Annotated in this window: 12 protein-coding genes; 7 read left to right on the forward strand and 5 right to left on the reverse strand. The window is 40.2% G+C overall.

Annotation, left to right across the window (positions count from 1 at the left end; translation table 11 throughout):
- Positions 1-273: 273 nt before the first annotated feature.
- Positions 274-1,263, forward strand: a complete 990-nt coding sequence (locus OPS28_RS00525) for an endonuclease/exonuclease/phosphatase family protein (protein WP_265607450.1) — start codon at positions 274-276, stop codon at positions 1,261-1,263.
- On the opposite strand, the gene OPS28_RS00530 is transcribed toward OPS28_RS00525, so the two are convergent.
- The 5 genes from OPS28_RS00530 to OPS28_RS00550 form a co-directional block, all read right to left on the reverse strand.
- Entirely contained in the window at positions 1,229-1,657 is a 429-nt protein-coding gene (locus OPS28_RS00530; protein ID WP_265607451.1) for an MgtC/SapB family protein, read from the reverse strand. The genes OPS28_RS00525 and OPS28_RS00530 overlap by 35 nt on opposite strands.
- Before the next feature lie 21 nt (positions 1,658-1,678).
- Positions 1,679-2,083 (reverse strand): response regulator, encoded by a 405-nt coding sequence (locus OPS28_RS00535; RefSeq protein WP_265607452.1) that lies wholly within the window; start codon positions 2,081-2,083, stop codon positions 1,679-1,681.
- A gap of 194 nt (positions 2,084-2,277) precedes the next feature.
- Positions 2,278-2,835 carry a hypothetical protein gene (locus OPS28_RS00540; RefSeq protein WP_265607453.1) on the reverse strand — a complete coding sequence of 186 codons (558 nt, stop codon included), beginning with the start codon at positions 2,833-2,835 and terminating at the stop codon, positions 2,278-2,280.
- 574 nt (positions 2,836-3,409) lie between these two features.
- Positions 3,410-4,195 carry a hypothetical protein gene (locus OPS28_RS00545; protein ID WP_265607454.1) on the reverse strand — a complete coding sequence of 262 codons (786 nt, stop codon included), beginning with the start codon at positions 4,193-4,195 and terminating at the stop codon, positions 3,410-3,412.
- A 25-nt stretch (positions 4,196-4,220) separates the two neighbouring features.
- Entirely contained in the window at positions 4,221-4,979 is a 759-nt protein-coding gene (locus OPS28_RS00550; RefSeq protein WP_265607455.1) for a hypothetical protein, read from the reverse strand.
- Positions 4,980-5,320: 341 nt separating this feature from the next.
- Here OPS28_RS00550 and tssJ point away from each other — a divergent pair, with 341 nt between their 5' ends.
- Genes tssJ through OPS28_RS00580 form a run of 6 tightly spaced genes read left to right on the forward strand, consistent with a single transcriptional unit; the run spans position 5,321 to position 13,772 of the window.
- Positions 5,321-5,848, forward strand: coding sequence for a type VI secretion system lipoprotein TssJ (gene tssJ / locus OPS28_RS00555; protein WP_265607456.1), 528 nt, complete (start codon positions 5,321-5,323; stop codon positions 5,846-5,848).
- A gap of 17 nt (positions 5,849-5,865) precedes the next feature.
- Positions 5,866-7,206, forward strand: a complete 1,341-nt coding sequence (gene tssK / locus OPS28_RS00560; RefSeq protein WP_265607457.1) for a type VI secretion system baseplate subunit TssK — start codon at positions 5,866-5,868, stop codon at positions 7,204-7,206.
- Positions 7,207-7,236: 30 nt separating this feature from the next.
- Positions 7,237-8,631, forward strand: a complete 1,395-nt coding sequence (icmH, locus tag OPS28_RS00565; protein WP_265607458.1) for a type IVB secretion system protein IcmH/DotU — start codon at positions 7,237-7,239, stop codon at positions 8,629-8,631.
- A gap of 10 nt (positions 8,632-8,641) precedes the next feature.
- Positions 8,642-12,199, forward strand: coding sequence for a type VI secretion system membrane subunit TssM (gene tssM / locus OPS28_RS00570; protein WP_265607459.1), 3,558 nt, complete (start codon positions 8,642-8,644; stop codon positions 12,197-12,199).
- Positions 12,200-13,012: a type VI secretion system-associated protein TagF gene (gene tagF, locus OPS28_RS00575; RefSeq protein WP_265607460.1), complete on the forward strand. Its 813-nt coding sequence runs from the start codon at positions 12,200-12,202 to the stop codon at positions 13,010-13,012.
- A 52-nt stretch (positions 13,013-13,064) separates the two neighbouring features.
- A complete protein-coding gene (locus tag OPS28_RS00580; protein WP_265607461.1) occupies positions 13,065-13,772 on the forward strand; it encodes a PP2C family protein-serine/threonine phosphatase in 708 nt (235 codons plus the stop codon).
- Positions 13,773-13,780 lie beyond the last annotated feature (8 nt).

Raw genomic sequence — 13,780 nt, forward strand, 5'->3', positions numbered from 1 at the left:
AAATTACTGCTATTTTTACGCCAAAAATTTAACAGGCTGATTTTCAAAGTTTTATAAAAAGTATTAGTCTCTAATTAAAACAGAACTTCTGAAAGCTTTACGAATAAATGGAATTTTTTACCTATCTATAGCACGTTGGGAGTTAACGATCTTTTCATCTGCCAATACGGTAAATAATCATCAAGTTAGGATAATTAAGTCTTGATGCATACCATCAAGCATGTATTAATTAAAGTGACAATGTTTAGAACAGTAAATAAATACTGAGGAATCATGCTGACAATTCTAGTTCTATTAAGCATATTATTTTTATTCACAACTACTGCCCCATTTCTTCCGGGCCAGCATTGGTTAATCAGAGTATGGGAGTTTCCTCGCGTACAACAAGCGGTGCTTATTTTAGGTTGTATGATAGGTTGGACCTTTTATTTGCCTCACTATTCATTCTTAAGCAGCGCGTTTATTCTTTTGCTGGGCGTCGCCCTGGCGTGGCAAATTCGGTGGATATTCCCCTATACGTTTTTGGCATCCAAAGAGGTCTCCCAGGTCGAAAGTAGGGATAATACTAATGTGCTGAGTATACTTACCAGCAATGTGTATATGTACAACAAAAATAGCGAAGGACTTTGCGAGCTTGTTAAACAATACGATCCCGATATGTTAGTAACACTCGAAAGTAATAATTGGTGGGGCCAAGCGCTTAGCTCTTTGCACCATAAATACCCTCATCGGGTGGCCTGCCCACTAGAAAACCTCTATGGTATTCATCTATTTAGCAAGCTTGCTTTCTCGGAACGTAAAATACGTTACATCGTTGAAGACGACGTCCCCTCGATTGAAGTAACTGTCGATATTAATGGACAAGCAGTGAAAATCTACTTTCTTCATCCTAAGCCCCCTAGTCCCACTGAAAATGAATCTGCCGAGCCAAGAGATCACGAGTTGTCTATTGTAGGAAGAGAAGTCAAAAAGTCTGATATTCCCGTCGTAATTGCGGGAGACTTAAACGATGTCGCCTGGTCACCCACCACCAGAAAATTCAGAAAGTTAAGTGGCACTTTGGACCCGCGTATTGGCCGAGGTTTTTTCAATACCTTCCACGCTAAATATCCTTTGATAAAGTGGCCTTTAGACCATATTTTTCATAGCGATGACTTTGATTTAGTGACTATCAAACGGTTGCCAAAATATGGTTCTGACCACTACCCACTTTATACGAAACTGAGGGTTAGGCCTTCTCAGAGTAACGTTCCTTCTTCATAGGGCCGGCAAATTGGAAGATAATAAATCCCATTATTGATAGCACAATACTAATTTCATATCGGGCGTATGCGACAGAAACACCCAATGCGCCTACTAACCATATCCCGGCTGCTGTTGCAGTTCCCACCACATGTTCCGATGTTTTTAATATGGCTCCGCCACCAATAAATCCTATGCCCGTTACAATTCCGTACATTACCCTCGCTTCAGCCTCCCCATCCTGATAAACATCCCTGCCTACCAGCATAAAGGCGCAGGCAGAAATCGCGACGAGTGGAAAAGTGCGCAACCCAGCTCCATTAGCACTGTGTTCCCGATTAAAAGCGATCGGCAACGCCAACACGAATGCTATACCCAATTGATAGAAGTGATAGAAAATCTGCTGTAAGTCCATAGCTGCTGGTTTCTTTTTCGATTACGTTAAAGCTTGCAATAAAGCGGGGTTCTGTAACTCAGTTCTTTGCGATGTCACCGCATGACAGCGACTAACAATATCTTTGAGATCGTCCTGATTAGGAATAATATTGTTCAGAGCGTGAGAGGCAAACTCTCGAAGGTCATTACTGTCAGACATGAGCAATACTGATGGTTGCGGTTCTTCACATAATGCGAAATTGTCTTGTAATTCTTTGAAAGTCATATCAGGCAAGTGGGTGTTAATCAATACCACATCGTAATGATGGCATTGACAATGACGTAGTGCCATTTTACCGCTAGCAGCATAGTCTACCTGCCATCCCAGCCCCGCTAAAAAGCTCGTTATTTTACTGGCGGCTAATGGGCTATTTTCAACGACTAAAACTGACAATACCGGCTTCATTAAGCCTCCTTGCTGAGATTAACATCTTTAAGATGTTGTTAGCAGAACTTATACCAATGCTGCATTAGTCTATCCGCCATGCCTTAACCTGTGAAAAATTAATAACCTTTACTTAATAAAGAGGACGAGAAGCGGAACATAAATGGGACATTGAGAGCGTATTGGGAATATTTTTCATAGCCGCCCAAGCAAAACTACAAGGTCGCTCTCTTTAATTCATCTGGCAATTGAATATATTTTCGGATTTTCCTACACAGCCTAGCAGCAGAAGTGTAATAAACATTCGCGAGAAGCTTATCGTCACGAGGCCAAACGGCTTCGTTAAGAATATCTCTATCTGCTTCCGTTAGTCTATTTTCCTTCAATAGGATAGCAACTGCCCTTTTATTTGGATTGATGGTGGTGGGCTTTACGTCTTCAATCAGATGTAATGGAACACAAATATATTTTCTAGCTTGAGGGTTGCACACCACGCCTATCTCATCGTTCAAATAAATTATGGCCGGCCACCCTTCATCCAACCTGTTTTGAGCAAACATCGCAATCGTAAAAAGGACCAGTATACATAACGTCATTAAAACAAATGTATCACTCAGATCAGGCGCCGCAGCAACGATTCCTGCTACAACGAAACAGAATAGTAACCAGCCTATAAACACCCTGCGTAAAATTGCGGGGCTTATGCCAGATAAAATTTTGGCTTGCTTTAACTGAGTTTTATTGAACTCGCGGATATTTACTGCTGAATTCATGATAACGACGCTAATCCATTATAAAATGCTACAAAAAGAGCGATCAATTTGCATAGTATATTATTTGATAGGATTTTCAAAAAATCCTACCCAGACTTTTTTATTATTTCTACGAATACTAAATTGAAAAGTTTATTTTGTTATAAACAATACCCGCGCATTAAATCTTTCATATAAAATCACAACGTACTAATGAGGTATCCTAACGCCTTAGTAATCTTATAACTACTACTTTATTTTCGTCATTCAAATTTAACTCTTACTATTGCTTGTTTATTTGAGCGAACGGACATTTGAATGGATCTTCGTTGCTTTCAAGAAGCGCTTAGACCAATAGCGAAGTTACCGGGAATTCTTCGCTAATTGAACTATCCCACAGCTTCCAAACAGGTGAAGGAAAATTAGAAATAACTTAAACACGATGCAGCGTACTTTTCAACCGCACGTCTTCCCCTGAGGTTAATCTTACCTAAATATAAAAGGAAGTGTTATAGATGCTCTACAAAATGAAGTGAGAAGGGGGAAGTGAGAAGCGAGCACGGTAGTGCAAGCGCCCCTCTAGCACTCAAATACGTCAAAATGCCTTTGATAGGCCAATACGTATTGCCGACTCTTTTTCTGTCATCTGTACATCAATACCAGTACGTGAAGTTAAATCGGTGACATAACGATATTGATCGACAGAAATGGTGTATCTTACTGTATCGGATATCGAATCAATCCAAGAAACACCAAATTTTACACCGTCGCCGTCTCCATCCGAAGTAGGTATTTTCACGCCAATCAAGGTTTCGTCTAACGACGCATCGACAAAGACGTAGGCAAAATTAACCGCTATAATGCCAGTATCGGTTATCGGAAACCCGTAATTTATACCTGCGAAGAAACCGTCACTTTCATAACTGAAATTTGAGTTTTGTCGCCCGATAGCGTCTAGCTTTCCATCTCTAAATCCAACAAAAATTGAACCAGTTTCAAAAAGTTGATATCCCACTGTGATATTTAACTCTTTTCGATCTCCCGTCCATTTTTCAACAGGTGTCACGCCTGGAATATCATTAAATTCTGGTATAACTTGAACGTCATTAAAGTCCGAGGAATCAGATCCCATCAGGTCTATATAAAAATCATTATAAACAAAAGTGGCACCTACCCTATACATAAATACATTGCTGCCCACACTATCATCGGTCCGTAACACATCACCTTGAGGATTTAACGGGACTACACCATTAAAGCCCAGGTCGTATGCTGCGAAACCGGCTTCAAGCCGCGGGATAAATAACATTTCGTCTGCTATGGCTGGAGAACTAAGTGGTAACAATATTAACGATCTTGTGAAAAAACGTTTCCTATTCATAAAATTCCTTTCTTTTTTCCTTTAATTAAAATGATCCGAAGATTCGTTTTTTCTTCTTTTTCTTCTCGATCAGGCTGTCCTCTTTCATCAACGAAATCTTATACTGCGAAACTAGCTGTTGAATTTCTGCATGAGACTCTTTTTTTATAGATTGAAAAATAGAATTTTCAAGTTCAATTAACTCCTCATCGGATGGTGCTATAGCAAGTTCGCCTTCAACTTTTAATTCATATGTGAGTAATCCTTCATCAGAAAATGCTACATCATATGTGGATTCATACTTAATCTCCTGGTTCGGGGACAGAACCAATTGTCCCGATTCAGGCAGGGTATTCGGCAATAGAGAAGCCTCATAAGCGTTATCACTAAATGCCAATATCACTTGATTTAAAATAGATCTGATAGCGTCGTTTAAACAGTTATCAGGAGGTTGTTCAAGCAAACATGTATAGCTAATATTGTTACTAAAAGAGAAAATTTCTTTTAACCGCTCTTTCTCTGAATTGAACGTATCTGTTGCCACCTGTTGTTGTTGTACAGAGAGTTGCTTTTCAAGCCTATTTTTTTGCGCCTCAAGATCACGAATTTTTTTTAACGTTAACTCCTCATCGATATTGCTAGTGTGAAGCAAATGATAATCTCGAACTTGAATTTCAGCTTCTAATAGCGCCAAGGCTTCGTTAAGGCGGACATCAGTAATGGCAATACTCGTTACGGAAACAAAAGCTAACAGGCCTCCGAAAATAGTTCGGAGCCCCTTCGTCAAACTACCCCGAGCTTCCATGTGGTATTTCACTTTTTGTTTCGAATTGAATTGAATGGTCAAACAACTATCAATTTAAGTAAATACCACCCCTTTCGATAAAGCAAACTTAAGTACCACATTTATCGCGGTTCAAAAACGCACCGGTGACACGTTTTATTCTCGTGTCTAATCTTACCTCGATACGGTTTTGACCCACCCAACTGCATTCTGTCTTATTCTTTTAAATGACCTTCCGCGAATAAACGTTCATTTATTGACCAATCTTTATAAGCCGCCTATTCTCTAATGACTTTCTAAAATTTTTAGCTTGTTAAATTTCCACACAAATAAGAAAGGACAGGCTAGCGCAAGAATTCATAATGACCAACAATTCTGTTTTACTTTCATATTGGAGAAGTCAATCCCGGCTTTACGCCAAAACAATGTTAATGGTTCTGTTAGCCGGCTGTTCGAGTATTCCTGAATTCGGGGCTGTCGTTTCCGACGCTATTAGTGACGATACTTATTCCGTAGAAGTTCGCGTAAAAACGTCCAAAAAACTGAATCCTGACGCTAACGATAGATCTTCTCCCTTGCAAGTCAGAATCTTCCAATTAAAAGATGATGCGTCTTTTAAAAAGCTATCGTTAGATGAACTTCTCTTTCTAACAAAGGATGCGTTCGCTTCCCATGACGTTATCGCTGCTGAGGATTCGACGTTATTGCCTGCGACAACTCAGACTTTAGAGTTAAGCATTAATTCAAACACTGTTTACTTAGGCGTTTTAGCAGCGTTTCAACGTGAAACTGGTAAGTATAAAAAGATTATTAAAGTGAAAGGAAAATGGAATCGGGATTTATGTATTCGTTTTGCCGAGTCTGATATTGAGTCGGCTAATTTATGTTAAGTACTATAGGGGTTACCATGGAATATCCAGTTATTTGGAAAGAAGGTACATTCGTTCTTCCCCAGCATTTCCAACAGCAGGAAAGATTTATACTGAGCCAAATATTCAGACAAACTTCCACTTTCCAACCTCACTTTTGGGGATTAAATAGCCTTTCAATTAATAAATCTGATCTAGATAGAGGCATTATTAATGTTGAATCGATAAGTGGATGCTTCCCTGATGGAACGTGTTTCAATTGCCCCTCACCTAACCCTCTACCTTCGCAATTAAACCTGAGTGAATCCGATTCAAATTCAATTATTCATATCACGCTTGCGCGTCAGTCCAATTCACAATGTAATATCGATTATGATAAAAACAGCGAATCTCACCATCGTTATACTACTAAGGAACTTAGCGTAATCGATTGTGCCGATAACGGCGACGCGCACTCTCCTATATTAGTGGGCGACTTAAACTTGAAATTGGCTTTGGAATCTAAAACTAAAGAAATTGCAGACAACGTCGTGAGCTTACCGATAGCAAAAGTTAAATCAGTGAACGGAAATCGAATTACCTTATGCGCTGACTTTATACCTGTAATAATCGATATTTCTCTATCCGAACGGTTGGCCCACTTTATATCTGAATTACACGCTATGTTTACTTCCCGGGGCGATGCGTTATCGAATAGAGTGTCAGGTTCTGGACGCACTACAGGTGTTACAGAATATTCTGAATTTCTCTTACTTCAACTAATAAATAGAGTTGAACCCTATCTATACCAAATTTCAAAAGGAATACCTTGCCATCCTCACCAATTCTACCTTTTCTTAATTTCCTTAGCAGGTGAGTTATCGACTTACATGAAGTCTAAACGACGGCCCACTCGCTTTCCTGTTTATAACCATAACGATTTAACTGATTGTTTTAACTTAATTATCAATGATATCAATGCGTCTTTTGATGTCGTTATTGAGCAAACAGCAATTCAGATAGAATTATCTAAACCTAAAAATGGCATTAGAGCAGCTAGGCTAAATCACAAGTCTCTGTTAAGAAACAGCACAATTATATTAGCCGTTTCAGCGAGTATTGCTGAAGACGTACTTCGCAATGAATTTCCTGCTCAAATAAAAATAGGCCCCGGCGAAAAGATTTTTTCATTGATCCAAAGTGCGCTACCGGGGATCAAAATTAATTTGCTGTCTCATGTTCCACCTGAACTGCCTTACCGATCTGGGTATTGTTATTTCCAATTAGATAAGGCCTCCAGTTTATGGCCTGAACTTGAAGAATCAAAAGGATTAGCTATTCATGTTAGTGGAAATTACCCCGACCTAGTTATGGAACTTTGGGCACTTAAAAAGAAATAAGGTGCTTACGTTTAAAGGGGACAAGATAAAATGAATGACAAGACGATCATCCGGCCTGGAGGGAAGCCAAAACGTTCAGGCAATAAGTCTAATTCCCCCCTTAAGAGTGCCATGAGACGAGACGGTACCCCACGAAGATCTCTTTCTGATTTAGTGAATCAGCAACACTTTGCTTCAACTCCCATGGGCGAAAAAGATGAGCGTCCTGGCGCGGCACGTGAGTTTTATACTCACCATTCAGATGACATCAAATCAATTTTAGCACCTGTTTTATTGTTAGTATCACAAGTTAAAAATGTGCAAAAGCCAACCAATTTAGAAGAACTAAAATCGACGATAAAAGAAAAAATTTCATTTTTGCAGTCTACCAACTTCGGCCAGCATAGCGACTTTACTGCAAGTGAAGAAGTCACTTACGGCCTATGTTGTTATATTGATGAAACAGTATTGAATACACCCTGGGGCTCGCATAGTAGCTGGTCGCAAGAAAGTTTACTTGTCATCTTTTTCAAAGAAACCTGGGGCGGCGAGCGATTCTTTCAAATACTTGATAGTATGAAAAACGACCCCTCATACTACATTGATATTATTGAAGTTTATAATATATTTTTAGAATTAGGGTTTGAAGGTCAATACCGGCATCAACCAGACGGAACCAGAATATTAAGCCAAATTAAGGAGGAAAATTTTCTACTGATCAGTCAGTATAAGCCGGGCTTTAACAACCCCCTTTCCGACCAGTGGCGACCACATTCAGTAGACAAAGCAACGTATCTGAAAACCATTCCCCAATGGGCGGTATGGACTAGCGTGGTCGCCGTGTGTTTGGCTGTATTTTTTTACCTCAACCTTTCACTAAGTAGCCACGCGGATCCGGTCAAACGAAAATTAGTCGAATTACGAAACGTCGGCGCACTCGGAACAATAGATAACCCTTTTTTTTATCCCGAAAAAAATAGTATCCCTATCAAAGCCAACACTGACACTACCCAAACCCTTTACACATTACTGACAGATAATCTCAAGCCGGAGATTTCGACTGAAATATTTATGTTAGATAAAGTAGATGAAGGTGTGATTGTAAGAATGTCGCGCCCCGATCTTTTTAATTCCGGCAGCGATAAACTTTCTGAACACTACATCCCCTCTATCGAAAAACTTGCGCGAATACTTAACAACACCAACACCTCTATTGTTATCAGCGGCCACAGTGATGATGTCCCAATTCGTACAATAAAATACCCCGATAATTGGGCATTATCTGAAGCCAGAGCAATTACGGTTAAAAAAATACTACAAGCTCAACATGAAAACAGCTTACAAATTTTGGCAAGAGGTTTAGCCGATACCATAAATCTTGCACCCAACACCACGCCTGAGAATCGTGCGAAAAACAGACGTGTTGAAATATTGATAAAGGGTTAAGGGAAAGCATATGGCGTCCAAAAGTAAATGGAAGAGGATTATACAAAATAAATGGTTATACCGAGGCGTGGGATTTGTCTCGATTTCATTCCTTATCTGGTTTGTCGGTCCCCTTATAGCCATTGGGGGCCACTATTTCCTCGACTCGATAGCGGAGCGGCTGGTTGTCATCGGTTTGATAGTTATATTCGTATTGATTTACATCGCAATCAAACGCGCTCGACTTAAGGCTAAAAGTAAAAGCTTTGCAGATAAACTAAAGTTAGAAGGAGAACGGAGAGAAGAAGCCGATGCAGTAAGTTCCCGCTTTGACGAAGCAATGTCAACGCTTAAAGCCGCCACATCATCGAAAGGTGAGATGCTTATTCAGCAACTCCCCTGGTATATATTGATTGGACCACCTGGTTCAGGCAAGACGACCATTCTGAATAACTCTGGATTGGAGTTTCCTCTGGCGGAAGACTTAGGTGTGAATACTGTACAAGGAATAGGTGGGACAAGACACTGTGATTGGTGGTTCAGTAACGAAGCTGTTTTGATTGATACTGCGGGAAGATTTACTACACAGGATAGCAATAAAGAAGTCGACAAAGCTGCATGGAAAAGTTTTCTTAATGTACTAAAGAAGAACCGTAGAGTACAACCCATTAATGGCGTACTAATAACCGCCAGTATCAGTGAGCTTTTGTCAAAATCTGAGAATGAGAAAAAACTTTACTCCAAGACTATCCGAAGAAGAGTTGACGAACTATCTGAAGAACTTGGTTTTTGTTTCCCAATTTATTTTATTTTTACAAAGTGCGATTTAATCAGAGGTTTCAGCGCTTACTTCAGTTCTATTACTCCCCACGAAAGAGAGCAAGTTTTTGGCCACACCTTTACTTATGAGTTTGCAAAGGGACAAGACCAGGCATTTGATATTACAGAATACGAAGAATACTTCGACGAGTTGATAAACCGATTAAATGAAAAATTAACCTTACAATTATCTACCCATAAAGATAAATCGAAAAAAGCAGAAATTTTGGCTTTCCCAGCGCAGCTAGCCAGTTATAAAAAGCACATTCAAACGTTTCTTACTGACATATTCGCGGAAAACAAGTTTCAACGGCCCGCTATGTTACGCGGTATCTATTATACATCTGGTACCCAACAAGGTAGCCCCTTAGATAGTTTATTGGGGTCGATTGCGTTAGAAATGGGCGTTGGAGAGACTGAAGACCTACACTTCAGCGGGCTAGGCAAAAGCTTTTTTATCAAAGATTTACTGACTAAGGTTATTTTTGTCGAGCGCAACATTTCAACGTTTGATTATAGAAAAGAAAGGCTCCATAAGCGTCTACAACTAACAAGTATTGCTGCTGCACTTATTATATGTGTGCTCTTGTCCGGTTTGTTCTATAAATCTTACCAAGACAATTTAACCAAAATAGCCGCTATTGACCACATAGCCGATAACCAAAAGGCATTAGTCCGCACCCGCGAAAATCGGGTCCCTACGTTCACCAATGTTATCGCTGAGCTTGATAATGCCTATTCCGGTATGAATGTGTTTAAGGATGATAACGCAATTAGTCATCTCGGGTTATCGCAAAAATCGAGCTTAAACAGACAAATTTATGCGACCTACTTATCCACCCTAGAGACACGCTTACTCCCCTTGGTCAAAGCTCGGCTTGAGAAAAATATCGCTCATTCGCTGGAAAACGGAGAAACCATTGATACCAACGTTTTCCTTAAAGCTTACTTACTCTATGCGGGTAAAAGCGAATCAATACAGCAATCTGAAAAAGATTGGTTACAAACGTTGACCGTCGAAGATTGGCAACAAGGCCTCAGGTTAAATTCGGAAGCTCACCAATCTTTAGCATTTCACTTCAACCAATTACTAAAAAGTGCTTTTGCGCAGATTCAAGTGAATGAAGATTTGTTAACGCGCGCTCAAGCAGCTCTTCGACGAAGACCAATTGAAGAATTGGTGTACGCAGATTTAAAATTTAGACTGGAAGCCGAATTCACCAAAAGATTAACTTTCCACGAATTATCGGGGCCAGATGGTGCGATGTTGTTCAAGGCTAACACAATGGGCGATCTTAGCGAAGTCACTATCCCCCAACTTTTTACCAAACAAGGTTTCGTAACGTTTTCTGAGCAACTGTCAGAAGCCCTTTCTGATAAGGTGAACGATGCTTGGATCCTAGGACAAGAAAAGAGTGATTATTCGAAAGATGAAATAAAAGCAATTGAAGCTAACGTGTTTGCCTTGTATGAATCTGATTATATAAAAGCATGGCAAGCATTTCTTAATCAACTTGCTATCAGGCAGCCCTACTCTATCGAGTCAGGTACGGAAGTAATGCTAACCCTTCACCATTCCACTGGCCCTCTAAACACGTTACTGTCGAACGTGGCCTACGAAACATATTTTGACGCGGATAGAAGTGTAAAAGAGACAATAAGTAAAATAGACTCTATCACTAAAAACGCTAATGAACGGCTTCGAAAAGTAATAAGGAATGTTAATAAATATAGCCAGAACCAAGCCGATAAAGAAATCTATCCTGGCTACAACATAAACAAACATTTCAACCTACTTCACCAGGTGGCTTTGGAAACCAGTGGACAGAATACGCTGTCAAAACTTAGTGATACACTCGCTCAATTTTCAGACATGATACTTACTACGCTCTCAGATTCATTTTCCGAAAGCCCTGCATTGGATAAGACATTTGAACGGATCAACGGGGGCCGCCAAAGTGAATTTAATAACCTTAATGTTTCTTCTCGCACCTTTCCTTCTATTATAAAAACATGGGTTGATGATGTAGCAGAATTAGGCTGGCAATTACTGCTTCTTCAATCCAAAGAAGAAATTCAAGAACGCTGGGGACAGCAAGTCTGGTCGATATACGAGCAAACATTGAATAACAGATACCCGTTGATTAAAAATTCGGAGCAGGAAGCGGAGCTCATAGACTTCGTGTCATTTTTCAAACCTGATGGCGTATTAGATAGTTTCTCAAAAGAATATATTTACCCATTTATCGAGACGCAAAACGGAGGGTGGAAGTTAAGAAACCTTGGTGGTAAAACTATTCAGTTTGATGCTGCAAGTTTGAATCGTATAAAACAGCTTTCCAACATCACGAATACATTTTTTAAGGACGGGCGAGATACGCCATCATTACTCCTTTCTTTTACTCCCCTCTCGCTGGATGCCAGCGCAACCAAATTCAGTCTTATCGCAGGCGGACAAGTCGTCGAGTATGCGCACGGTCCGCGGCGGACCAAAAAAATCAATTGGCCACTTCCACCTTCCAATGATGAAAGCAGACTTTCGTTTCGCTCTGCCAGTGGTAATAAATATGAAAAAGTTGAACAAGGCCCCTGGTCATTATTCCATATCTTCGATGAAGCTAAAATAGCCCCTACATATAACGGCTCTACTTACACCATAAACTTTAGCCACAATAGTTTTTCTGCCGTATATGAAATGAGGGCTGATAGTGAAATTAACCCCCTTAGTTTGATTTACCTGGGTCAAGCTAATTTACCAGAGAATTTATAAATGACTGGATTTTTTGGCAAGATACCAACAAAAGGCGATTTTGTATCCCGTAATCTCACGTCATCTGCATCGCAAAAATTGCTATCCTTTTTCACCGATGGTATGAAAACGGCTCGCTCCAAAATGGATGATAGCTGGACTGAGCATTATTCTACAGCGCCGATATGGTACTTCTACTTATCGCCAGGTGTCATAGGCGAACAGGCATACCTAGGGGCATGGATGGTCAGTGTCGATAATGTTAATCGCCAATTTCCATTTATAGCTCTGTCAAAGTTGGCCACACCGCCAGATACGCTAGCTGATATAGGGTTGTACACTGAATGGTTGTTACAACTAGAACATTTCATGCTGGATTTACTTGAACCCGATATGGATACAGATGAATCCCTTAATGCAATCCATAAGTTTGAGCTATCAACTAATGCTGACCCACGATTATCGATTGATTCTCTTTTGGAAGGTACCGGGGAACAAGACTCAGTACAGTATTCACACTTTGAGCAAGCGGTGCTAAAAAAACTTGAAAGGCTGGAACAAAGCGTTCAAACAATCGAACTATTTATCACAAAAGTGTCTGACACTGAGAACGAAACCAAAGAAAAAACGGCTACAATTGACGCACTTTCTTTTGATATTAATTTAGCAGAATATTCGTCTCAGTTTTCAGAATTCATCCTACCTACCCACACCCAACACTCTGTTTGGTTAACCCAAGGTAGCAACCTGGTGCCGGAGTCAGTCGTTATTTATAAGGCACTTCCGCCACCGGAGAATTTCTTTAAGTTCGTCGGCGGCGCTCCTCATGCGTAGTTGTTTCACTAACAAAAAAATTGATCTTTCTTTCGGCTGGAGATCAATCGAGATGACAGAAACCGGTAAAGTTCGTGAAGTGAACGAAGACAGTGTGATGACCAACAACGAACAGGCACACTGGGCAGTGGCAGATGGAATGGGTGGACACCTGGCCGGTGACATTGCCAGCCAAATGATAACCAATAATCTTGCTCCCCTTTCCCATAAGGAGAATCTCGCTGATTTTTTAGAAGATATAGAAGATACGCTATTAGGCGTAAATCAAAATCTATTTTCACTGGCCCAGTCACGTAATTCGGTTATAGGCTCTACCATTGTAGGCGCGGTAATCCACCAAGGTTTTATAGTCATTTACTGGGCGGGCGACAGTCGTGCATATGTGTTACGAAATAACACGCTTCGACAAATCACAGAGGACCATACTGTAGTTCATGAAATGCTGCAAAATGGCCAAATTTCTGCCGCGGAAGCCAAAAGTCATCCGGACCGGAATGTTATCACCCGGGCAGTAGGTTCCCATCCCAAACTATTCGTTGATTTCCATATGCAACAAATTGACGAAAATGACTTATACCTAATCTGTAGTGATGGCATCGAGAAAGAAATTGCAGATGAAGAATTGGAATTAATTCTTCGTCCTAAGACAGATATTGAAGAAACGGGAAAAGCATTATTAAACGAAACGCTAAGACGTGGTGCCAGAGATAATGTCTCGTTTATATTAATTAAGCCCGTCTCTATTAGCAATATCACCTGACGATAATC

Source organism: Alteromonas sp. ASW11-130 (genome assembly GCF_026183735.1).
Taxonomy (GTDB): domain Bacteria; phylum Pseudomonadota; class Gammaproteobacteria; order Enterobacterales; family Alteromonadaceae; genus Alteromonas.